The organism is Sphingobacterium sp. WOUb80 (assembly GCF_050058145.1).
Classification (GTDB): domain Bacteria; phylum Bacteroidota; class Bacteroidia; order Sphingobacteriales; family Sphingobacteriaceae; genus Sphingobacterium.
In genome coordinates, this window is the sequence record NZ_CP165617.1 from 175,433 (window position 1) to 200,713 (window position 25,281).

Sequence of the window (25,281 nt, forward strand, 5' to 3'; positions counted from 1 at the left end):
AAAGAAATACTATGTTATACGAAAATATTCTTAAAAATGTGTCCAAGTGCATTACTTTGACAGCTGAAGAAACCGAACAATTTACTAGTTTATTGACAACAAAGAAGGTTCCCAAGAAAACGATGCTATTGGAGGAAGGGGAAGTATGTCAGTTTGAAGGATATCTTCAAAAAGGTTGTGTCCGGATCTATTATCTGGATGAAAATGGTTTTGAGGTAACGTTAGCATTTGCTGTCGAAGATTGGTGGATTAGCGATATTGCTTCATTTCATTACCATACACCATCCAGTTTATACATGGAAACATTAGAAGACAGTGAGTTTTTGATGTTAACACCAGAGACCAAGGAGAGATTATTAGAGACTGTTCCAAAGTTTGAGCGGGTCTTTCGTATGTTGGTGCAGCGTCGGCTTGCTGTTCTGCAAAATAGACTGATCCATACAATGGCCAAACCGGCCGCCGATCGCTATCTCGAATTTATTGAACTATATCCGACTATTTCCCAACGGGTACCGCAATACTATATTGCATCCTACCTGGGGGTTTCACCCGAATTTGTCAGCATTATACGTAAGCGGCTTGCTGCAAAGAAATAATAAGCAGTTCGAATGGCTCCATGTTGAAATACATAGGTGATGACATGAGCCATTCGATTTAGAAAAAGATGAAGAAGGCTTTTCAAAAAGTGAATGTATTTATGCGTTGAGTTTTTTTGCGATTTGATTTGAGCTTTGTACCAAATATATTTGAGCTTTCGGATAACTAGATTTTGTAAAAGGTATGAGATATTTGCTACCTTTAGACTGGGACTGATTTTAGCTATCGGTACCCATAATCGCAGAGCCGTTTAAAATAAATCGTATTGAGCATGGAAGAGAAAGATTTTGGGAATGCCTTTTTGTATTCCTGTTATGTCGAGAAAGCATTTGGGCACGAACAATTCATTCCCGAACATGTCGTTTTTTTTCAGCTATCTGGTGAAACACATCTGGACCATCAGAAAGGAAAATTGGTGGCGACAGAAGGGCAGATTGTAGTTGCCCGTAGAAACCAACTGGCCAAAGCTTTTAAATATCCCGCGAAAAATAATGTTTACAAATCTGTTTCAGTGTTGCTGGGGGCTGATCGGCTGAAGCAATACGCAATGGATCATCACCTTAGTTCGGACAAAAGGTATCAGGGTGAGTCCAATGTTGTACTGGAAAGTAACCTGTTTATAAAAAGTTATTTTGAGTCATTGACGCCTTATGCTGAAGCCATCGACCGAGTGAGCCCGCAGATGGAAAATATCAAGATCTATGAATTGATCACCTTGTTGTTGGAAAGCTATCCACAGTTAAAAGACCTTCTATTTGACTTTTCGGAACCACATAAAATTGATCTCGAGCAATTTATGGTTAAAAACTATCGGTACAATGTGCCTTTAGAAAACTTTGCGAAACTTACAGGTCGGAGTTTAGCAAGCTTTAAACGTGATTTTGAGAAAATATTCCAGACGTCTCCCCGAAAATGGCTGCAAGAAAGACGTCTTTCTGAGGCTTATTATCTGATTGAAAATAAGCGGCAAAAACCTGCTGATTTTTATCTTGATCTGGGTTTTGAAAACCTTTCTCATTTTTATGCTTCTTTCAAGGAGAAGTTTGGCATAACACCAGCGACCATCAATTCCGTTGCTTAAAACTATTTCCGCCACCAATAACTAGGTGCTAAAGGGGCTTGATCGAGGTCGATGACCTGGCCGATCATAGGGGTAAGCAAGGCCTGTTGTTGTCGTATTGCTTCCTTAGAAATGCGTTCTAGAGGTTCATTCCAGGCATGATTGGCCAATACAAACTTCGATGAGTGAACCGGAAATAGCAAGGTGGCTTTGAGATCATTTGCCGCTTGGACAACCTCCTCCGGCATCATGTGTATGTGTTTCCAGCTGAGGTCGTATTGGCCATTTTCCAATATAGCCAGATCAAAAGGACCCAATCGATTACCTATCTCTTTGAAGTGGCTATCGTAGCCGCTATCCCCACCTAAATAGAGCCGCATGGAAGGTGTCTGGAGAACATAGGATGCCCATAATGTATTGGCTGTAAATATGCTGCGGCCTGAAAAATGTCTGGCTGGCGTAACTGTTACACTGAAACCGTCACCCAAGTTGATTTCATCCCACCAATCTTTTTCGATGATCTGTTCAGGACGATATCCCCAATATTCAAGATGAGAGCCAACACCAAGGCCAACAATGACTTTTCCAACCCGGGGTTGAAGTGCTTTGAGCGTCTTGTAATCCATATGATCGTAGTGGTCATGTGATATAAATAAAAAGTCGATAGGCGGTAGTGCCGCTACGGTAGTGACATCGGCTCCTTGAAATGCTTTTACACTGCCCGGAATTGGGGAAGCACTGCCGCTAAGGACAGGATCGACGAGTATGTTCTTACCATCGATACGAAGGAAATAAGAGGAGTGACCAAACCAAACAAGCCCATGAGGCTGACTTAACAACTCTTCCCAGTCGATATTCACTGTTGGTATAATATGCTTGGGACTTGTTTCGTTCGAGCGCTTAAAAAAATAATCGTATAGTGCCACGGTCCAGGGCTGGGTAAGCTGTGGTGTAAGGCTACTGTTCTGGAATTTTCCGTCTTTAAATTGTTTCGATAGCTGTATGCGTTGAAGTCTTTCACCCGAGGGTCTTTTGCCGAATTGTGGATGCATCATATATAGTCCGATAAGAGCGATGAGAACTGTTAGTCCTAGGATTGTTCTTTTCAAAAATAGAAGCCACTTCTTCCTGATGTTTCTTGTTGTCATCTGCTTATTGTATGACAACAAAGATAAGACTGCTGAGACAGATCTGTTTTTTGCTGATAGCTCAAATTTATGTGCTGTATGGCTCATTTCTGCGGATTCATCCGATCCACAATATAAAGAAAGTCTTAAAGTCCACAAAAAATAAAAAAAATGGTATAGTTTTGGGCAATTTAGAAAAGACTATTTGAACCCGTTGAGATTACTATTTTCCTTATTATCGAAAATTTTGTTTCACTTTTTCAGAATTATTTGCTCTTCTTTTACGCTCGGGAGTTGGTTGGATTATAGGTGGTTGGATAATAAAAAAAAGGGGGCTGTCCAATCTTTTTGGACGCCCCCTTCTTTTACCCTTTATAAGGTTTTTTAGCGGCTTCGATAAGCTCTTTCATTTCTAATTTAATGTAATCTACATTTGGGGTAGATCCGGTAAGAAAATAACGTATATTTCCTTCCTTATCAATAATAAATTTTGCTGGAATTCCTTTGACTCCGAATTTCGCGGCCATAACTTCTCCAGTTTGTGGATCTTTTTGATCGTCATAGAGAACTTCAAAAGGATAATTATTCTTGGTGATAAAGGATACTACATTTTCCTTATAATTCTTATCTCGCTCCCAGGTATTCATGAATAAGAATTGTACATCCTTATCATCTGCATAAGAGTCCTGTGCTGCCTTCATTCCTGGAAATGAACGGATACATGGCTGACACCAAGTTGCCCAAAAATCCAATACCACAACTTTTCCCTTTAAACTGGCTAGGGATACTTTTTCACCTTTAAGATTGAGTAATTCAAAATTAGGTGCAGGTTTAAAAGTTGCCATTTCTTTAATATGGTTGCGAATGTTTTGCGTTAATTCTATTTTTAAGGATGCATTAAAACTCTCGTAACCTTGAACAGATCCATTCAATTCAGTATATAATTTTTTAAGATCATTTTCGACCGAAAATTGTCCTTTAGCATATAACTTGGTGAGAATATTATATGCCTCAAGCTTTCTTCCTGTGCCCATTAAAGATTTGTAGTATACCATTGCTAGACCATCCGCTTGCTCTGGTGCTGCATTTAATGCATTTTCTATGTAACCTAGCGCTTCAGTAAATTTTTTCTGCGAAACAAGTATATTTACATAAGCTGACATGGAGCTTGCATACCCCATGGACGCAAACCGAGCCTTATTGTCTTTTTGATCCTCTGGAAGGGTTAAATAGTAATAACTATCATCCATAGCAGTTTTTAAGAGTGGTGCTGCAGTAGTCGTATCACCTGTCCTCAGGAGGATTTGACCAACAGGGATATATCCATTTCCGCGCCAGAATCGTTCTTTCATTTCTTCTAGATAATATATTGCTTTTTGTGCATTTCCATCGTTGGCAAAACTTTGTGCTAAATTAGCCAATACATAATCATAAGTCAGTGGTTCTTCCTTGAAGTTTTTAACTGGCCATTTTTTGATAAGGTCGTTATAAGCTTTTTCTTTTTGTACTGGCGTACTTGCATTGTAAAAAATATCTGTGATAAAGGCATCACGGGTTAGTGATCCTTTTGGATATTTTTTCTTAGCCAGTACTTCTGCAGATGCCTGCAGATCTTCTTTCCCTAAAGAACGCAAAATGTTGATTGTAGTACGGTAGTCTTCTTCCGATTTATAAGTCTTTAATTCGCTCATTAATACATTAGCAAGCGAATCCTTTTGTACCAACGTACCTTTTTCTATAATGGGGAGATACTGTTGGTATTTGTTTTTTGCTGGTTGTTGTGCAAAAGATGCTGTTAGCGAAAACACCAATGCAGCCGTTAAGATTTTTGTTTTCATTTTTTGTCTGTATGATTTTTTTAATTCATTAATCTTCGTATCCTGGATTCTGTGTCAGTTTATTGTTGATCAAAATCTGGGCTTGTGGAATAGGATACAAGACATCCGTAGCCTGCCAGTTTGATTTGATTGGAGACAATACAGTGGTAGCACGATCGGTCCGCTTGAGGTCGAGCCAACGATGGCCGAACTCACCGAAAAATTCGTGCAGGCGTTCCGTTTCTATTGCAGATAGTAATTGTGTTTGGTTTAAGCTTGAATTAAGTCCTGCAAGTCCAGCGCGAGAACGGACAGCATTCACATCTGTCCGGGCTTCGGCAAGTTTTCCCAATTTAGCCCTCGCTTCCGCGCGAATAAGATACTGCTCGGCTAAGCGAAGCATAATATGGTATTCGGAACCTGTTCCCGAGGATACTTTATATTTGGTTATGGCATAATAGATTTTGTTGGAGACCGACTTTGAACTTGTCCAATTTGTTTTTCTTAAGTCAACCGTCGGAGATGTCTCAAAGCTATTGTACACAGCGTCCGGTAGGGTGTAGCCGGGTGTAGCTGTAGCCGCGGTAATATAATTGGAGCCAAATGTCGTTACTCCCGTTTGATTGCCAAGTTGAAGGATAACCTCATTACTTGAGTTTACAAAATTTTTATCTGGTGTCGGCATGCCATAATCAGATGACTGTAATACTTTGGTCGCATAAGATTCGGCATTTTGATAATCCTTTTGGTAAAGATAAACTCTTGCCAATAGTGCACTTGCAGCAGTTTTGTTAGCTCTTCCTCTCGGGCTTGCTGTTGCATCATAGGCCGTCGCCATCTTACTTTCCGCATCTTTTAGATCAGCAATAATCTGATCATATACTTGCTGTGCAGAAGTTCGTGGAAGAATTGCATCTTCAAAAGCGTGGAGGTCATCACGTAATTGCAATGGCACATCACCATAAAGGTTGACGAGATAGAAATAGGTATAGGCCCTAAAAAATTTCGCTTCGCCCAGGAGCTGGTCTTTTACGCTTGGGGTAAGGCTGGTGGATGCGTCGAGACCTGATATCGCATTGTTTGCGTTCTTGATAAGTTGGTAACAATTTGACCAGAAATTAGCGACATTCCCATTTGTGTTCAGCAGGTTATTGCTGGCGAATTCCGAGGTATTTGCATCAGCCGCATTGTATTGAAGGTCGTCTGCAGCGATTCCCGTATAAAAGGTTGAAGTCCCGGCGAGATTGATGCTTAATGCTGTGGTATACAATCCGCGTATGACACTATTTGCAGAAGCATCTGTGGAGAATGCTTCGCCAGCTACAACTTGTGTTGGTGGAGCTCCCAATTCCACAAATTTTTCGCAGGAGCTGGTCAAAAGAGTTCCACTGGTAATTGCTAATAATAATATATTTCTATTGATGTTTAATTTCATGATCTCTAGTTTTAAAATTGACAGTTAAATCCAAATACAATCGTCCGCAATGGAGGCAATACCTGGGCAATCGTTCCAGTTCCTAAACCAGATGGACCGCCTTGCACGGTCGTTTCGGTATCCAGGACATATTTGTTCTTGGCCCATGTAAAGAGATTTTGCCCTTGCATAAATACATTACAATTAGACATTTTTAATTGCGAAGTCCAGCTTTTGGGCAGGTTGTAAGATAAATTGACAGACCTCAATTTAATATAGGAAGCATCCCCATAGACAGCATCAGAGCTGGTATATTGATTATAAGAGTTGCTTAATGCAACTCCATCAGCTGAAGATGCCGGTACTGTCGGGATAATTGCTCCCGGGATATTGGTATTGCTGTTATTTGGTGTCCATCTGTCCAACCAGTAATCATTTTGGTTGAGCATAGCACCAGGTCTTGTATTGAGGATTTTAGTTACTCCAAAGCGGTGGTTAAATTGAAAAAATACGCCAAGCTCGAAGCCTTTGTAGGAAAAGGTATTGTTAAATCCGCCATAGAAAGGTGTACCTAAGTTAGCAACGTATCGGTCATCGCCCGTTATAGCCCCATCGCCATTGCGATCTTCGTATAACGCTCTTCCTGTTGCGGGGTCTACACCTTGATAGTGATACAAACGGACCATATTGAGCGGCTCACCAACTAGAAAGCTACTTGAATAAAATGTGTTTTCAATTCCAGGAAATTCGACAAGTTTGTTTTTATAAAACGTGAAATTAGCAGATGTTTTCCATGTAAAATTTTCATTTGTAATATTGGTGGTGTTCAACTCCAATTCCAAGCCTGTATTTTGGATCAATGCCGGTAGGTTTTCTTTGTAACTGTTGTAGCCCGTTTGAGTACTTAAAACTAAATCAGTTATCTGATCAGAAGAACGATTTCTGAAAAAGTTTCCAGTAAACAAAATTCGATCTTTCAAGAAACCTAGATCTAAAGCAAACTCCAGTTTTTTGGTTGTTTCCCACTTGATATATTCATTTGGAAGTGTTCCAATATTCATGGAAGGATTATTTAGATACGCGGTTGTTGAAGAGTAGAGTGGAAGATAAAGGTAATTTGAAATTTGATCATTACCTGTAGTTCCATAGCTCGCTCTCAATTTACCAAAACTTAAAAACGTTAAATTATCTTGTATAAAATCCTCTTTTCCAAAGACCCATCCTAGCCCTATTGCTCCAAAATTTCCGAATCGGTTTTTAGGTCCAAAACGAGATGAGCCATCTCTTCTAAAAGTTCCATTAAACAAATATTTCTCTTTCCAGTCGTAATTTACTTTTCCGAATAGTGCATTGTATTTGTAATATACGAGGTTATTGCTGGCAGTGAATAATCCTGCGGCACTGAGCGAACCTAAAAGTGCATCGTTTGAATAATTAGAACCATTGGTTGTCTGGGAACGGGATGAATTTTGCTGAAAACTTGTTCCAATTAATGCCGTAAATTTACCTTCACCGATACTTTTTACATAATCCAATGTCGGTTCAATAATCCAATTTTCGGCCTTTGTATTAGAGAAACTAGAAGAACCAAGCGGGTTGGAAACGGTATTGTTTAAGGAAGTAATTGGCCGTTGATTATTTTGGTTCAACTGTGTGATGGTATAGCCAAAATTTGCTTTTGCTGTCAGCCCAGGTATAATTTTGTAACTCAGATTGGCATTTGAGATCAGATTATTGGTATTACCAAAGTATTTCCGTTCGAGCAAGGCGATTGGGTTGTCAATAAAAGCTGATGACGGTAACCAATAGTATTTTCCATTGTCACCATAGATTGGATAATTGGGGGGCAAATTGTAGAGTGAAGTGACATCAGAGGAAGGCATATCCGAATTGTCGTTGGCATAGCTAACTGATAAAGCGGCATTGAATTTTTTGTCAGAAGAGGTGTGATCTAAGTTTAACCGTGAGGTAAAGCGACTGTTTTTGCTATCCCCATAAAAAACAGTACTCTCGCGTCTATATCCCGAATTAAAGAAAAAACGGGTAGATTCGTTTCCACCAGACATATTTGCTTGAACGTCGGTAATATGTCCTTTGTTTCCAATCAGCATTTTCTGCCAATCTGTCGATTTGTTCTGATCCCATAACATAAGATCTGGAGCGTTATCGGCTGTAGGTGTAACTCCAGCATTAGCAAAAGCCTCTTTTCTTAGCGTGAGATATTGTTCTAGATTCAACATAGGGATAAAGTGGTTGACCTCCGTAAATCCGGTGTTAAAGTTTACACCAATGCGAGTACGACCTGCAGATCCTTTTTTTGTGGTGATCAATACGACACCATTTGCGCCCCGGCTACCATAGATCGCTGTAGCGTCGGCATCTTTCAAGACATCGATACGTTCAATATCAGCTGGATTAATCATGCTGAAGGGACTTAAGCCGCCTGAAGAAGCTGAGATACCAAATGAATTGAGGTTATCTGTTGCAGGTTGTCCGCCGTTAAAATTGGTAAATGGAACTCCATCAACCACGTATAGTGGTATTGAACCTGAGGTTGTTCCACTTAATGACGCCTGATTCCTAATCTGAATCTGAACAGCACTTCCGGGCACACCATTGTTTTGGGCGATCAATACACCGGACATTCTTCCCGATAGTGCGGCAAGGGGATTACTTACAGGTTGAGAGGTAATGTCTTTCGCTGTGATCGAAGCAACTGATCCCGTATTCAATCTACGTGTTGTCGTACCGTAGCCAATAACAACCACTTCTTCTAAGCTTCCTTCTTCCGGTTTCAGTTTAATAGGAGTAGAATTGGCAATAAGCTGCTTCGCAGTGATATCAACCTTCTGATAACCAATAAAAGAAAAAGTAATAATGACATCGTCATTTGGAATACGCAGTCCCCATTGTCCATTGACATCCGTTGCGGTACTCGTTTGCATATTGCGGTATTCTGCTTTTTGCCAGTCCTTTATGATAACAGATACTCCTGCCAAAGGCGTTCCATTTTCATTGACTACTTGGCCCGCAATGTGTTGCTGATTCTGTTTTTTTTCTTTTATAGCGATAATATCATTGTCCAATACTTCCCATGTTAGGTTGCTCCCGGCCAAAGACTGGGAAAGAAGATCTTTTACACTGATTTTCTTTCCAACAATATTGATTGTCGAGTTTGGGAGAGTCGATTTGCTAAAGAACATTTTGTATTTGCTCTTGTCATTGATTGTTTGAAATACATCTTCGAGTTTTCCTCCCTGGATGGAGACATCAATTTTTTCAGTTTGAGAATAGGCGAAGCTCTGTATATGCATGGCGCTAAGACAAATGAGCAGTAAAGCCAATCTCGACTCTTTTCTAAATTTGGGTTTTGTTTTGTTCATGTGAGTTATATAGGTTGATTGTTTTTAGAGTAGTTGTATTTGATTTTTCCCCGTTTTTTTAATTTGAAAGTAATTGACAGTTTGTAATGCTTTTAGGATATTTTCTAGTTGTTCGTTTTCGAATGTTGCTGAATAGCGTTGGTTAGCAACTGCTTTGTTTGTAATTTTAATTTCCACGCCATACATGCGTTCTAGTTTTAAGGCGATATCCAGTAATCTATCATCTTGAATGGTAATCCGATTTAATAACCATTCGGTTTCTAAAGCGGATCCGTCTTTTTCAGAGATGGAAAAGGACTGAATAGCTATTGCCATGGGAGCCGATGCGGTTTTAGTAGTTGTAGATGGGAATTCCTTTTCAACTCCATATACCTTTCTGATCACAAACTTTTCTTTGGGCTTTAATATAAATTTCTGATTGTCAGTTCCTTTTTTCCAAATGGATACTTTGCCACGTACCAAAGCTGTTTGGGCATTATTTTCTTCGGCATAATCGCGCACATTGAAAGCGGTTCCCAGTACGCTAATTTCCATTCTTGGTGTATGAATAAGGAAGGGCTTGGATGGATTTTTGGCGACATCGAAAAATGCTTCCCCAATCAAAGTAACTTCACGTGTACTGGAATCTTTGAATGAGGTGGGATAGATTATTTTGCTCGAAGCATTAAGTGTAACTTTTGTACCATCTTCTAGAACAATTCGCTGCTGTTGTCCGTTTGTTAGCGTAATTTCTCGATTGTTTGGTTGCGCAATTTTGTAAAGATAAAGAGCTGTAAAAGCGATACAGAGGATAGCTGCAGCTGCTGCAATTCTAGGGAAATTGAATGTTTTCTGATTCCTCCGAGTCAGTTTCTTTATAATTCTGCCATGAATGCGTGCTTTGAGTGCTTTCTGTACATGATCGGGTAGTGTTTTGATTAAATTCGGTCGGGATGAAAATGAATCGAAAAAACGTTCCACGACGTCCATTTCTTCCGAATTGGCTTCGCCTTTTAAGTATTTGTCAATTAGCTTTTCGAGCTCTTGGTTAGGATATTGCATATGATTAGTACAATGTTCACTTAAATAGTGCCCCTAAAAGGGAAAAATGTACTAGTCTAAATTGGTGTTTATTTGTAATTTGCTTATTTACAGTTGTATAAAATTAAGAGTAGGGTCAAAAAATGTTGGATAACAAGTTTTTTTAATTTTTGAATTGATACTCCGAGGTGATTTTGAACTGTATTTTGGGAAGTTTCTGTCAAATCACTAATTTCTTTTGTGGTAAGTCCATCTAAGTATCTCATTTTAAAGATTTCTTTTCTTTTTTGTGGGAGATTGGCTACCCATTGTTCAATTAAAGATTTTAAATCCTTTTCGGCATACTGATCTCCTTCTAGAATTTCATAACTTCGATAAAGGTGATGATTTTCTTCGATAAGGATATTTCTGCGTTTGTTTTTCTTATAGGTTTCAAAGACTTTGTATTTCATGCATGCAATTAGGTAGGATTTCAGGTTGTGAATCTCTCTACTGGGACAGTGTTCCCAAAGTTCAATAAATACATCCTGAACAATCTCCTCGCAGGAAGCTAAATCTTCGAGTCTTTTGTAAGATTCATCTAAAAGTAAAGACCAATATTTATCATACAAAATATTGAAAGCCTCTAAATCGCCTTCTCGAAGCCTAGCTAACAAGCTTGCATCATTATGAGCTGGATATTTATCGTTTTTCATGATATGATAGTGTGAAGTTGAATTCCTTAGATTGGTAGGGGTGAGGAATGTAACTTTTTTTCAATATTACAGATTTTATTAAATAAGGTCAAGATCTGTAAGTATTTTTTATTTTTTGTGTTTAATCTTTTGAAATTCATTAAACATTTCACATCATCATTTGGGCTTATATTCATAAGAAATTGGTTTTTGAGCCGTAATTAACTCAAAATTAGGTTGAATAAAATTAAAATAGAATTCACTTTTAATTTTTCGAATAAATAGTCAAAAGTACATTTGTTTTTGGATGAGTACTGAAATTTATCTTGTTTTATGCTCGCAGAGCAATAAAAAATTCGGTTTTCATTGTCAAGGTTTAATAATATTTTAAATTAATAAATCTTTAAGGAGAGGTTTTTAGATAAGAGCCGACGACCAAATTAATTCAACAGGATCGACCCCGAATGTTGATTACATTAAGTTAGAAATGCGTGAACTGATCGAATCTGCAAAAAAAGAGAAAAAAGGATAAACCAGCGAAGCCCCGATATGTAATGTCGGGGCTTCGTTGTGATAAATTATCTAGGCAAGGGCCCCTTAATCCACCAGCTTAATTTGGTCGGGATAACGGATCTGCTGGCCTGTTGCTTTGTAGGTTGGCAACTGAGCCTTCCAAGTCCGGAGCTGATCCGAAAGTAATTTGCTGAGCTCGCTGGTTTTTCCTTTCATTTTTGGGGCAAGGTTGTTGAGCTCACCGATATCTTGTTGCAGGTTATAAAGTTCAAGCCTCCCATTTTTCATGTCGTAAAGCAACTTATAATCACCTTGTCTTATTGCCGAGAAAAAGTTGATTCCAGGGCCATCTGGCACTGTCCACTTGTTGGGGATATTCCATACCAATGGACGGCTGTTCCAATTGTCGGACCTATCACCTTCCATTAATGGCAATAGATTTTTTCCATCTGGTTTTTCCTGTACGAGCTGATAGTGATCTATTTTGGCTAAGCTGAGTATGGTTGGAAAGAGATCTTCGACCATAACAGGGGTAGCGTCTGTGCTTGCAGGGTGTTGCTGGGCCTGTTTGATCAACAGAGGAACCCGTATTCCACCTTCATAAACCGACCCTTTACCGGCTTTTAATGGTAGGTTCTGTGTATGGCTTGGTCCGGTGCGCATCGGGCTGAGGCTAAGTCCGCCATTGTCGCTAAGGAAAATAATGACGGTATTATCGTATAGGTTTTTGTCCTTGAGAAATTGCACGATATCACCTATACTTTTGTCATAACCTTCGACCAGTGACGCATATGCAGCTTCAGTAGAATCTAGGCCACGGTCGATGTATTTTTGTACAAAGCGTGGATCAGGTTGTATCGGGAAATGTACCGCATAGTTGGAAAAGTGAAGGAAAAAAGGTTCTTTCCGGCGTATAGGTTCTTCGAGTGCCTTGAGGGCTTCCCGAGTCAGCGCTTCGGTTAGGAATGTTGAAGTACCATGATACTCCATCAAATCAGGCACGGCTTGATAGCTGGCTTTACCAGGAAGATTGCCGTAATTCTGCTCGCCATAATAGTTTTGTGGGTGTCCAGCAGAGTGCCCTGCAATATTGACCATAAAGCCCAAATTCAAAGGACTGGCACCAGGTGTTCCAGCAGACCCCCAGTGTGCTTTGCCCACGTGAATGGTATAGTAACCATTGGCCTTGAGGATGCTTGGGAATGGAGTGGCATATACCGTATGTGGAACATTGGGTACAGGACTTAATCCGTTGATATTCCAATCTGGTGGATTCAATAATTCATCTTTGCTATCTGTTGGCGTGTCAGCCTTGGGATGGGTCCAATTGGTGACACGATGATGAGCTGCATTTAAACCGGTCAGAAAACTCACTCGGGAAGGTGTGCACACCGGGGTTGCATAGGCATTGGTAAATTTAATGGCATCTTTGGCCAATGTTTCCAGATAAGGGGTATGAAACTTTTCGTTGATTGGTGTTTTGACCTTGTAAAACGGTTCGGACATGTCCTGCCAACCGAGGTCGTCCACAAAAAACACGACAATATTGGGGCGTTGTGTTGTGGATACCGATTGATGTTTCTGCTTAACTTTAGTTCGGTTGACTGTTTGCGCATGGCCTCCTACACACATACCCATGAATAACACCGCAAGGGTGAATGATGAATTGTTTTTGCGAAATAACATAGGGACAGTTTATAGTTTGAATATCGGGATTTGCTATTGATCCAACGTTTGTAAATCACTTTGTTTGCCATTTATCGTATTGTTTGAAATAACGCTATTTGCGACACGTTCAAAAAATAGGGGCCTTTTGTTCCAATGAAAAGCTGGATATTCCTGGTTGGTTTTGATCCTATTGTTGCGAAACACCAATCCATCCACAGACTTCGCATAGAGAATGGGCTTGTCGAAAGTTTCGAAGAGATTGTCTTCAATAATGATATGGCTATGGAAGTATTTTTGCTGGTTTTTTAAATCCGGAATTTCAGGATAGATCGATATAATCGCATTGGTAAATTGGAACATATTGGTCAAGGCATTGATAAACGTATTGTTACGGATGCGAATATCGTGACAGCTGCCAGTTTCATACCAGCCGTTGGCATCACCGCAAAGGAGAATGGCGGTACCCGAAGTATGATCAAAAAGATTGTTTTCTACAAGGGTCTTTTTTGGCGTGCTGAATAAAGCACCACGTGCCCTGTTATGACGTATGGTATTGCCGCTGAATACAACGCTTGGTGTCCAGGTAAGATTTTCGATGCCAATATCCATTTTTGCCGGATCAATAGCAGGGTCCAGCGGTTTGCTTAACGTAATCTTGAATTCGCGGGTAGGGTCTGTGGCCTTATCGCGTAGGACGGTGATGGATTGGATCTTATTTTTCTGGTCCCAGAGTTCCATCGTCTTTGATCGTATAAACTGGACGGTATCACCGCTATAACCCCAGTCAAAACCATACGACTGATCGTGCATATAACGACCGATCAAGGTTTTGTCGTCCAGTCGTTTGGTAATTTTGAGGTAAGTACCGTGTATATTGATGGCATCATCCATCATATTTTCGTAGAGTCCGTTTTTCGATACAATAACTCCCTTGCAACCCGAAAAATGCGTTGCATCTGCCTGAGCTGTAAAATAGCGCGGATCTTGATCGTTGCGAAGTGCAATTCGGAAACCTTCTAAGGTGATGTTGTCCGTTAATTGAGCTAGCAAACCCATGCCTTCGGCGTAATGGACGGAGATATTTTCAAGCCGTATATTTTTTCCTTTATGAACAAATATGCCCGGATTGGGACGAAATCCAGCGCGCATGGCAACGACGGTACCCGGTATAAGCTTGCTGTTCTTCCATTGCTGGGCTTGTATGATTCCTGGAGAAAGTTCCTTGACTTTGGCTGTGCCCACGCGAATATCACTTGTATTATAGACAATGCGTTTGGTTTTTTCTTCGAAGGCAATGCCAGATGTTGGCTTGAGTTCCCAACCTTCGCCGGTATTGTAAAAGGTGCTGTCCTTGATTTTATAAGTTACCCAAGGGGCGGTTTGATAGGTTATTGTACCGTTGATCGTATCGTTTTGTAGGATCTTAACCTGACAGATCTGAGGGCGCTCAAAATCAATATGGATATTTTTCAGAGTTAAATTTTTGCTTTCTATCAATGCAATCGGCAGCATCCTGCCATGATAAATAAAATCGGAGCCTTGTCCGTCGATCGTCATATTGTCACATTGCTCGAATGCCATACCTACAGTCTTGGGATTGTCCTGATCGTGATTGGAGATATAATACGTCCTGGTCAATGCACCTTCAGGGTGGAAGTCATAACGTCCCTTTTTGAATTTTAAGACAATAGACTGTTGTTTATTGGTTTTGCCGAGAATGGATTGAATGGCCTTATTGACTGATGGAGTACTATTGGTGCCTGTATTTGGAAGCACACCATAGTTTGACAGATCAATGATCTTTGGAGTAAGCTGTGCCTGGCTGTGTATATGAAAAAAAATAGAGATAATGATAAGGAGGCAGGATTTTAAGAGATTCATGATGAACACATTAGAATGAATTGGTTTATGCTTGCTTTTTCTTGTCGGATTAGGCTTGTCGAAGATAGGTAATATCCCTTAATATCCCAATGATGGTGTTAAGCGTAGCGATATTTTTACGCGCCTGAAACTAGGAATTGTAGGATTTTGGATTGTAAGCTCTACGCTGTAAATCGTCTCGGGAATTGGCAGGCAATAGTGATAGAAATTTTAGATTTCTATCTAAAATTTTATATTTTTGAAATCAGGCTTAATCTAAATTGTGAAGAAAAAATCAAGACATCTTTTTCTGTTTTTGTTGTTTATACTAATCTATCAGATTGGATCAGCACAATATGGATTGGAGTTTGCCAGCCATAATATGGAGGCAGACAAGCGGACGAGCCTGCAGATAGGGGCTAAGGAATCCATTTCATTCCAGCACAAACTATCCATTTCCTTTGATCTTTCTTTTTTGCCGTTCCAGCAAGACTATTTCGGCTATATTTTTCGCCTGATTACTGACGATGGGGTCAATATTGATCTGATATATGACCGGAGACTAGATCAGGACAAGCATTTTAAATTGGTCGTGGGGGAGGATTTTACACCTGTCTCCTTCAATATTACACCTTTGCAACTGTATTATAACTGGACTCCTATGCGGCTGGAACTGGATGCAGATCGACAGCAGATCTCGTTTGTATGTAGTGGAAAGCGTTATGCCTATCCGTTAAAAAGACGTTTTGCATCTCAATTTAAACTGGTATTCGGGGCGACCGCGATCAAAAACTTCCAGGCTATGGATGTGCCGCCGATGCGTTTAAAGGATATTCGAATAGGAGAAAACGATAAACCTAAATTCTATTGGCCACTGGATGAATCCATAGGAACAAAGAGTTTGGATGCGCAGCGAAAAAATACGGCTGAAATCAATAATCCCATTTGGATTAAGCGGCAACGCAGTGAATGGAAAATGCAATCTTCTTTTTCCTTGGAAGGGCAGGCAAGTGTGGCTTTCGACAAGAACGATGAGACCGTATTTTTTGTTGGTACAAAGCGTCTTATGATCGGAAAGGTTGGCGGCAATGAAGTAAGATCCCAAGAATATGCGGATGGGAAGCTCTTACTCGTCAATGGCAGCCAATCGCTTTTTGATCCGATCAAAAAGAGCGTCTTGAATATCTCCATCGACCAAAAAATTGTCACAGCTTATGATTCCACCAGTCGAACATGGAATAAACAATTTGATTTTCCCGCAGTAGGCACAAACTATTGGCTGTTCAATAAATATTTTAGTTCGTCCGACACGAGTATCTATATGATCGGAGGCTATGGACATTTTAAATACAAAGCGGGCGTATTGCGTTATCATTTGCCGACACAATCTTGGGATAGCATTCCGTTTGCAGGTGATGAGATATTTCCGCATTACCTGGCCGGAATGGGGCAGGGTAGGGATGGCGTTTACTTAGCTGGCGGCTATGGTAGTTCTAGTGGTGATCAAATGTTGAATCCCCGGATTTCCAATGATTTTCTTAAGCTTGATTTTCAAGGACGGAAAGCGCTTAAGTTGTACGAATTCTCGTCAGTATTCTCAGATATGGTATGGGCCAATAGTTTGGTCGTAGATGACAACAGTGGTCTATTCTACGGATTGATCTTCCCAAACAATAAATTCAAAACACATTTGCAGCTGGTAGCAAGTAATCTGAAAAATACACAGTATCAATTTCTGGGTAGTACTATACCTTTCGATTTTCACGATATTCGATCTTTCGCCGATCTGTATTATGCGCCGAAGTCAAAATCTTTTGTTGCGGTAACCCTGTTTTATGACGACAAAACTGATCTTACCAAAGTGAGTATTTATACCTTGCTGGCACCGCCTTTACCGTCTGAACAGGGTATCATGCCTTTGGCTAAGCCTGCGCTGCTTAAATACAGCCTTTATGCCCTCGCTGTAATTGGATTATCGCTCTTGATCTGGTGGTATCGAAAAAGAAGCAAGCAAAAAAAACAAATTATTTCCGTCATGGAAACCGATAAAATAGGAGAGCCACACCTACAAGCAGCTCCCTTGAAGGAGACTGAACAAGATAAGAGCGGGCAATTGGTACATCTTCCGCAACCTGAGAAAGTGGCCAAGGGATTTGAAACCCGACATGGCGCCGGAATCTATCTTTTCGGTGGCGATCTACAGATTGTGGATCTTGCTGGAAAAGAAATCACCAAGAAGTTTTCGCCATTGCTTAAAGAAATGCTGCTGATTTTTATTCTCTATACTGTACGATGGGAGCGAGGAATTAGCTCCGAAAAGCTGACTGAGCTATTTTGGTCCGATAAGAGCCAGTCTAGTGCACGCAATAATCGCTCAGTGAACATCGCCAAGCTCAATAGTCTACTCGAACAATTGGGCGATTTTAGGGTGACCAAAAAAAGTGGTTATTGGTGCATAGAGCCAATGGATACAGTGTATATCGATTACCTTCGCTTCAGCAGGATGGTATCCAATAAAAAACATTTTACAGAAACTGAAATTAGAGAATTACTCGATATAATCGACAAAGGCGGCTTCCTTTTCGAAGTGGACTATGAGTGGCTTGATAACTTTAAGAGTGAAATGTCTATTCTGGTGCTCACAACATTGGGCAATTTTATTGAAAACCTGAATGTACAGGATAATGCTGAACTGATTATTGAGATCTGTAATAAGATATTCTATTTTGATGAGATCAATGAGGAAGCGATGGTTCATAAATGCCGTTCGTTGTTGCAGCTAGGCTATCACAGCCTGGCCTTACAGTGCTATGAGAATTTCTGTCAGATCTATGCTCGTTTATATGGTGAAGCTTACCCCAAAAGTTTTAAGGACTGCTTAGATTAAAAAAAAATATTTAAATTTTAATATATTGATATACAGTTGTTAATGATGTTTTTTGGTGCCTGTTAATCTTCTGTTAATCTTCTATTATACCCTCCGCCAATATATTCGTTTTCATACTTAATAACCAATCAAATGAAAGCGAAAAATTCTCTTCAACTCTTCCCTAGGGAATAGCGGTAATGGACTGTTTGTAGCAAACAGGGCTTCCGTCAGTACATAAACCTAATACATAATTCAATAACCAATTTAAAACAATACATGAAAACAAACTTCATTTTTAATGAAAGGCCATTGCCGTGGAACAAGCTCCGTCGTTACCCTTGGCAATGGACATTGTCCTCGCTGCTGCTATTGTCTCCAATGGCAACCATCGCGCAGCAACAGCAGGTCGAGGGTAAGGTACAGACTTTAAATGATAAGCCGATCGCTGGGGCCTCCATTACAGACCTCCGTACCGGGCAGACAACATCGTCTGATGGTCAGGGGCGCTTCAAGATTAACGCATCGCCGGGAGACAAACTCGTGATCACTTATGTAGGTTACCGCAAGACTGAAATGATCGTAGGGCAGCAACGTCTCATGGATGTATTGCTCAACGAAGATAATACAGACTTGGAAGAGGTCGTTGTGGTGGGCTACGGTACGCAGAAAAAGGCTTCGTTAACAGGAGCAATATCATCGGTGAACAATAAAGAAATTACGGTCACAAAAAATGAAAATGTGGTCAATATGTTAGCCGGTAAAATGCCCGGTGTGCGTATCAGCCAACAGTCGAGCCAACCGGGATCGTTTGAATCAAATATCGACATTCGCGGAATGGGTGAGCCTTTGATTGTGGTGGACGGAATCCCCCGGGATAAAGATTATCTGTCGCGCATGGATGCCAATGAAATCGAAAGTGTATCCGTATTAAAGGATGCTTCTGCAGCTGTTTACGGTGTGCGCTCGGCGAATGGTGTTCTTTTGGTGACCACACGCCGGGGAAGCAATGAAGATGGAAACTTTGAAATAAACTATTCCTATAATCGTGCCTGGCAAAAGTTTCTTTATGTTCCCAATACGGTAGATGCCCTAGCTTATATGCAGCTTAAAAATGAACAGATAGGTCGCGATTTTAATAGCAATTATCCGGCGAAGATGCCTAATGTTTTTGGGCCAGCAGATTTTGAAGCGTATCAGAACGGCACAAAAAAGACATCCAATTATGTCGATGCGGCATTTGACAAAGTATCACCACAATACCAGCACAATCTTTCCATCAACGGTGGCGGCAAGAAAGTTAATTATTTCTTCAACCTAGGTCATATGGATCAGATGGGAGCCTACAAAAGCAAGAGCCTCAATTACAACCGCTGGAATTTCCGGTCCAACATCGATGCGCAGATTACGGATCGTCTGAAAGCATCCTTGGATCTGGGCGGTTATGCTGATGAGACCAACCAACCACGTACGGATATCTGGGCGGTCTACAAACAGGCCTGGAGACAAAGACCTATTGTGCCGATTTATGTTAATGACAATCCCCTTTATCCGAATTTTGAGATGATCGATAACGAAAATCCGGTCGTGGTAACGGACTCCAAACAGACTGGCTATCGTAAATTTTTACGTAAGCAATTCAACGGTATTATCGCTTTAGACTATAAAGTACCCTTTGTGGAAGGCTTAAATGCGAAGGCAACCTATAATTATGACTTCAAGTACAGTGACAACACGGATTTCAAAAAATCCTATTTTTTATATAGCTATACACCACCGGTCTATGATGGTAACGGCCAGATTATAACTCCGGAAAAGTATAATGCACACGAGAAAAATGCCCCTACGACCGTGAGACGGAGTTCTTATCCGGATACACATTCCCTGATGCAATTCTCGTTGAACTATAACCGTCGTTTTGCCGAAAAACATCAGGTCTCCGGTTTGTTGCTTTTCGTCGAAGAATATAACAAATGGGACAGCTTCTATGCACAGCGGGAGATCATGGTTAATTCGGAATATCTATTTGCCGGTGAGGACAAGAACCAATTGGCAAATATGGAAGGTATTGGCGAACGTACAGCACGAGGTTTGGTCGGCAAGTTCAATTACGATTATTTGGGCAAATACATCGCGGAATTTAGTTTCCGCTATGATGGCTCATCTAAATTTCCAAAAGAATCGCGCTGGGGATTTTTCCCAGCTGCTTCGGTGGGCTGGCGTATTAGTGAGGAGAGCTTTATTAAAAATAACTACAGTTTCATTAATAACTTAAAAATAAGAGCATCATACGGTAAGTTGGGGGATGACCGTTCGGCAGGTAATTACCCTTCAACCATCGTTGGTTATGCACTGGAACCCAATGAGACGGGGTGGATCTTTGGTGGAAACCTAGTGAATGGGGCCCTGCCTACAGCAATTCCTAATCCTAATCTCACTTGGTATACTTCCAAAACTGCTGACGTGGGTTTAGATATGGATCTATGGAACGGCAAGCTGGGCTTGACTTTTGATTATTTTAACCGTAATCGCTCAGGCCTTCTAGCGACAAGCCTTGACTTGATCCCAGGTACCGTTGGCGCCAACCTACCGCAGGAAAATCTAGAAAGCGATCGCACTTTTGGCTATGAGCTCTCTTTGACCCATCGTAATAAGATCAATGATTTCAGTTACTTTATCAATGCGCAGGTATCTTCTACCAAGAGTCAATTTGTAAACCGTGTAGAATCAAAAGCGGGTAATTCGTACGACAATTGGCGTAACCGCAATTCCAATCGCTATAAAGATATCTGGTGGGGCAAGGAATATGCTGGACAGTTTGGATCTTATGAACAGATTTATAACCACCCAACATTGGTAAGCAGCGGTACATTGCCTGGTGATTATTACTATCAGGACTGGAACGGTGATGGGGTAATCAACGATGCCGACAATCATCCTATTGCAACATACAACATGCCTTTGATCAACTATGGTTTTACGGTAGGCGGATCGTGGCGAGGTCTGGATCTGACGATGAATTTTCAGGGGGCAGCAAAAGTATATGTACAGTATAGTGAGGTATTGGCAGGACCACTGCAGTTTGACGGCGGTGCTTTGACGCAGTTTTTGGATCGCTGGAGACCAGTTGATGCCGGTGCCGATCTATTTAACCCAAGCACACAATGGCTTGCTGGATATTATCCTTCTACTGGCTCAGCCATGGCCGAAGGAACCCGGGCAGTTCAAAATGCCTCCTATCTGCGTCTGAAAACCTTAGAACTGGGGTATTCTCTCCCGCAACAATGGTTGAAGACATTAAAAATAAAGAATCTAAGGATCTATGCGAGTGCTTATAACCTGTTGACATGGACAGGTCTCAAATATACCGATCCCGAGCACCCAGGATCTGCCGGAGGTTCTTCATCGGGTGATATTGATGTGTACAAATATCCCATCAATAAAACCTACAACATTGGAGCATCCATTAAATTTTAATCTCAAAACGAACAAAACATGAAAAAATCAATCGCTATAGCAATCATTGGCCTTTTTCTGTGCTCGGGCATGCAATCCTGTAAAAAAATGGATCTGGATCCACTAGGGGTATTAGGTGAAGATGCGCTTTTTGGAAATGAGGCTGGGGCACGTAAATATGTCGCTGGAATGTACAGCTATCTACCCATAGAAGACTTTGTATATCATCCTGAAAGAGGATTTAGATGGGACAATTATTGGCAAAATTCGGAAACGCTTGCGGCCATGAGTGGCGAGATGACCGGACAATTTTGGGGGGTAGCTGGGGCACAGGGCTTTGGTTACTGGCCATATGATCGCATCCGGAATGTCAATACCCTTATTGCAGGCCTACCTAAATACAAAGCCAATTATACCGAGCAAGGGTACAACCAGATCTTTGGGGAAGCCCATTTCCTACGGGCTTTCTATTATTTTGCTTTGGTTAAGCGCTACGGTGGGGTACCTATTATAAAAGACGTACAGGATCCAACAGCTGATAAAGAACAGCTCTTGGTTAGCAGAAATAAAGAATCTGAGGTTTATCATTTTATCAATGAAGACTTGCAGGTGGCAATTTCTATGATGTCTGGAAGCAGCGAGCGGGGCCGCGCCAATAAATATGTGGCCGCAGCATTACTTTCCCGCGCCATGTTATATGCCGGTAGCATTGCTAAATATAGCTCGTATAGTAATCTGTCCGGCGACGCCACAGACAAGCAGTTGGTGGGTATCAAAAAGGAAGAAGCGGAATGGTTCTTCAAACAGGCTTATGATGCTGCAACAACAGTGCTGGCAGGGCCGTACAGTTTGTATAATAAGAATGCCCAGGATAAGGAACTTAACTATGTGAATTTGTTTTTGGACTTAGATAGCCCCGAGGATATTCTGATCAAGGAATATAGCCTCACTGCACCGCACAACAATCGTCTTAAACATAGCTATGACGCCACGCACCTACCCAATCCGACCTTTTCAAGTGACAATGAGTCTGCGGCATACCCCGTATTGAATGTCGTGGAGTTATTCGGTGAACTTCCAATCACGGATGTCGGTGGAAAACCAGTACGCTATACGGACCGTAAACAGCTGTATGCTGATTTGGAACCTCGTCAGCGGGCTACATTTTATTTCTCGGGAATGGAATTACGCGAAGGTGCCGAAAGACGGAGTTTTGATATTCAGCGTGGACTCTATAAAACCTTTCCCGGTAAGGCTGCTGATGCGCAGATGGGCGCGGGTACTGCGGCGATAAATAGCGAGTCAAATCGAATCTTGGCTGGCCCCAAAAATAGCCTGTTTGATTACAATGGTACGAAGATCAACATAACAGGCGAGCATGGCATGTGGAAAGATGGACATGCCAACAATACCCGAACTGGATTTTACATCCGTAAATACATTAATTATAAAATGTCTACCAAGGATGTGAAGTTATATAACAGTACACAACCCTGGAAGGTCTTTAGACTCGCAGAGATACTTTTAAATAAAGCAGAAGCTGCTTATGAACTTGGCCTGATCAAAAATGATGAAGCACTTAAACAGGAAGCATTTCAATACATCGCGCAGATCCGTAATCGTGCTGGTGCCAAGCCTTATCTCTATACAGCTGCTTCGGCAAACCTCTCCGGTAAATATGGTTATCCCTTGGATGGAAATCTGCAATTTATACGCGAGGAGCGCGAACGTGAACTTTGCTTTGAAAATCACCATTGGTGGGACATGCGGAGATGGCGCATTGCAGATGTGGAACTCAATAACTTTGTACCCAATTCGCTGATGCCTTACCTTGTATTGGATGAACTGAAATATGCTCCGGGCGGTGAACGGATCAACTCCTTTATTTTTATTCGCGAAAAAGAACCTTGGAACAAGACGTTCAACTTTGAAAAGAAATGGTACTATGAACCTATTCCGGGTGGAGAACTGAACAAAAACCCTAATCTATATCCACAGAACCCTATTTACTAACTGAGCGGAAATGAGAACGATATATTTATTTACAGCATTGACAGGCTTGTTATTTTTAAATGCCTGTTCGAAAACAGATAATTACGATGGCCCGAATGCGAGTATGAAAGGGCAGGTCATTGATAAGGTAACGAATAAACCCTTCCTGACCGGACAGGGCGAATTTAGCATCCGTTTGCTAGAAACCAGTTGGAGTGACAATCCCGCACCGCAAGATATTGCCGTCAAGCAGGACGGATCGTATAACCATACAAAACTCTTTCAGGCAACGTATACCCTCCAGCCCTATGGTGGTGCATTTTGGCCAGCACAGAAGATCGAAGGTTACCAACTGGGTGCTAATGCAGAGCAAAACTTTGAGGTGACGCCCTACCTACAGATCAAAAATGTGAAGTGGACCTTAAAAGCGGAAAATAAATTGGAAATCTCCTGTACGCTTGCTGCACCTATTACGGGTGGATTGCCGCAAGTGATTGAGGTTCGCCCATTCCTGAGTCTGACACCATACTGTGGGGCTGGAAACCGTATTGATGCGTATTATAAGGATGAATATCGCGCATTGATCAATCAAAACTGGGAAAATATCGGCAATATGCAGACCGGAGAAGGGAAGGAAACTTACACGATCAAGGATATTCCATTGAAATCAGGGTACACCTATTATGTACGGATGGGTGCAAAGGTGCGCGACACCTACGAAAAATTCAATTATTCGGAAGTGGAGGTTATTAAAGTACCTTAAGTAAAGAATCTAAACAATAAGCGGGACTTGGTGCCCGCTACTACTACTCAATACTAAATAATTATTCGGATGAAACAATTTATTAAAGCAGGTTCCAGATGCCTATTGGGCATGACATTATTTTTTGCCACACACTTGCAGGCGCAAGATAATCCATTTATCAAACATATGTATACCGCAGACCCTTCGGCACGGGTATGGGCCGATGGCCGCCTGTATGTGTACGCTTCACATGATATTGCTCCGCCCCAAGGTTGCGATCTGATGGATCAGTACCATGTGTTTTCGACTGCGGATATGAAAACATGGACCGATCATGGCGAAATATTACGCGCCTCACAAGTACCATGGGGTAGAAAAGAAGGTGGATTTATGTGGGCTCCGGATTGTGTTTATAAAAATGGTACTTATTATTTTTATTTTCCACATCCAAGTGGTACGGAGTGGAATAAGACCTGGAAAATCGGTGTGGCTACGAGTAAATCACCAGCGAAGGATTTTGTGGTACAGGGCTATGTAAAAGGTGCCGAAGCACTTATTGATCCGCATATCTTTATCGATGATAATGGTCAGGCCTACTTTTATCAGGGGGGAGGTGGTGTCTGTAAAGCAGGTAAGCTCAAAGACAATATGATGGAGATTGACGGTGAATTGCAAAAGATGGAAGGCTTAGAAGATTTTCACGAAGCTTCATGGGTACACAAGTATAATGGAAAATATTATCTGTCCTATTCTGATAATCACGATGAGAACTGGAAAGATGGAGTAAAAGGGGATAACCGCATGCGCTATGCGGTAAGTGATAGCCCAATGGGACCATGGAAATCAATGGGCATCTATATGGATCCGACGAATAGCTATACAAACCATGGCTCCATTGTCAAGTTTAAAGGTAAATGGTACGCTTTTTACCATAACAGTGAATTGTCACAAAAAAATGGCGAATTCAACGATTGGCTTCGCTCTATTTGCGTAGACCGCTTAGAGTACAATAAGGACGGCAGTATCAAGAAGGTAAAGCAGACTGGCTTACTGACAGGTCCCAAATAATCGATGGGCACGAAGACGATA

At 41.2% G+C, this 25,281-nt stretch carries 15 protein-coding genes; 7 read left to right on the top strand and 8 right to left on the bottom strand.

Annotated elements, in window-relative coordinates; translation table 11 throughout:
- The first annotated feature begins 11 nt into the window (after nucleotides 1-11).
- Together AB1Z56_RS00775 and AB1Z56_RS00780 are read left to right on the top strand one after the other, a co-directional pair.
- Nucleotides 12-596: a Crp/Fnr family transcriptional regulator gene (locus AB1Z56_RS00775; protein ID WP_426790790.1), complete on the top strand. Its 585-nt coding sequence runs from the start codon at nucleotides 12-14 to the stop codon at nucleotides 594-596.
- A gap of 272 nt (nucleotides 597-868) precedes the next feature.
- Nucleotides 869-1,678 (top strand): helix-turn-helix domain-containing protein, encoded by an 810-nt coding sequence (locus AB1Z56_RS00780; protein ID WP_426790791.1) that lies wholly within the window; start codon nucleotides 869-871, stop codon nucleotides 1,676-1,678.
- A 2-nt stretch (nucleotides 1,679-1,680) separates the two neighbouring features.
- Here AB1Z56_RS00780 and AB1Z56_RS00785 read toward each other — a convergent pair whose 3' ends face one another.
- The 8 genes from AB1Z56_RS00785 to AB1Z56_RS00820 all read right to left on the bottom strand — a co-directional run bounded on the left by AB1Z56_RS00785 (nucleotide 1,681) and on the right by AB1Z56_RS00820 (nucleotide 15,154).
- A complete protein-coding gene (locus tag AB1Z56_RS00785; protein WP_426790792.1) occupies nucleotides 1,681-2,712 on the bottom strand; it encodes an MBL fold metallo-hydrolase in 1,032 nt (343 codons plus the stop codon).
- A gap of 437 nt (nucleotides 2,713-3,149) precedes the next feature.
- Complete coding sequence (locus tag AB1Z56_RS00790) at nucleotides 3,150-4,622, bottom strand: redoxin domain-containing protein (RefSeq protein ID WP_426790793.1); 1,473 nt, start codon at nucleotides 4,620-4,622, stop codon at nucleotides 3,150-3,152.
- A gap of 28 nt (nucleotides 4,623-4,650) precedes the next feature.
- A complete protein-coding gene (locus AB1Z56_RS00795) occupies nucleotides 4,651-6,036 on the bottom strand; it encodes a RagB/SusD family nutrient uptake outer membrane protein (protein WP_426790794.1) in 1,386 nt (461 codons plus the stop codon).
- Nucleotides 6,037-6,047: 11 nt separating this feature from the next.
- On the bottom strand, nucleotides 6,048-9,398 hold the full coding sequence (locus AB1Z56_RS00800; protein WP_426790795.1) for a SusC/RagA family TonB-linked outer membrane protein: 3,351 nt from the start codon (nucleotides 9,396-9,398) through the stop codon (nucleotides 6,048-6,050).
- Between the two features lie 24 nt (nucleotides 9,399-9,422).
- On the bottom strand, nucleotides 9,423-10,439 hold the full coding sequence (locus AB1Z56_RS00805; protein ID WP_426790796.1) for a FecR family protein: 1,017 nt from the start codon (nucleotides 10,437-10,439) through the stop codon (nucleotides 9,423-9,425).
- 83 nt (nucleotides 10,440-10,522) lie between these two features.
- Nucleotides 10,523-11,113, bottom strand: a complete 591-nt coding sequence (locus tag AB1Z56_RS00810; RefSeq protein WP_204990787.1) for an RNA polymerase sigma factor — start codon at nucleotides 11,111-11,113, stop codon at nucleotides 10,523-10,525.
- A gap of 576 nt (nucleotides 11,114-11,689) precedes the next feature.
- On the bottom strand, nucleotides 11,690-13,291 hold the full coding sequence (locus AB1Z56_RS00815; protein ID WP_426790797.1) for a sulfatase: 1,602 nt from the start codon (nucleotides 13,289-13,291) through the stop codon (nucleotides 11,690-11,692).
- Nucleotides 13,292-13,324: 33 nt separating this feature from the next.
- Nucleotides 13,325-15,154, bottom strand: coding sequence for an alpha-1,3-galactosidase-related protein (locus AB1Z56_RS00820; RefSeq protein WP_426790798.1), 1,830 nt, complete (start codon nucleotides 15,152-15,154; stop codon nucleotides 13,325-13,327).
- A 262-nt stretch (nucleotides 15,155-15,416) separates the two neighbouring features.
- Between AB1Z56_RS00820 and AB1Z56_RS00825 the strand changes: the two genes are divergently transcribed.
- The 5 genes from AB1Z56_RS00825 (at nucleotide 15,417) to AB1Z56_RS00845 (ending at nucleotide 25,260) form a co-directional block, all read left to right on the top strand.
- Nucleotides 15,417-18,020 (top strand): hypothetical protein, encoded by a 2,604-nt coding sequence (locus AB1Z56_RS00825; RefSeq protein ID WP_426790799.1) that lies wholly within the window; start codon nucleotides 15,417-15,419, stop codon nucleotides 18,018-18,020.
- A gap of 258 nt (nucleotides 18,021-18,278) precedes the next feature.
- Nucleotides 18,279-21,476: a SusC/RagA family TonB-linked outer membrane protein gene (locus AB1Z56_RS00830; RefSeq protein ID WP_309364888.1), complete on the top strand. Its 3,198-nt coding sequence runs from the start codon at nucleotides 18,279-18,281 to the stop codon at nucleotides 21,474-21,476.
- An 18-nt stretch (nucleotides 21,477-21,494) separates the two neighbouring features.
- On the top strand, nucleotides 21,495-23,468 hold the full coding sequence (locus tag AB1Z56_RS00835; RefSeq protein ID WP_426790800.1) for a RagB/SusD family nutrient uptake outer membrane protein: 1,974 nt from the start codon (nucleotides 21,495-21,497) through the stop codon (nucleotides 23,466-23,468).
- A 10-nt stretch (nucleotides 23,469-23,478) separates the two neighbouring features.
- Nucleotides 23,479-24,210 carry a DUF3823 domain-containing protein gene (locus AB1Z56_RS00840; protein WP_075991603.1) on the top strand — a complete coding sequence of 244 codons (732 nt, stop codon included), beginning with the start codon at nucleotides 23,479-23,481 and terminating at the stop codon, nucleotides 24,208-24,210.
- Between the two features lie 69 nt (nucleotides 24,211-24,279).
- A complete protein-coding gene (locus AB1Z56_RS00845) occupies nucleotides 24,280-25,260 on the top strand; it encodes a family 43 glycosylhydrolase (protein WP_120336608.1) in 981 nt (326 codons plus the stop codon).
- Nucleotides 25,261-25,281: the final 21 nt, after the last annotated feature.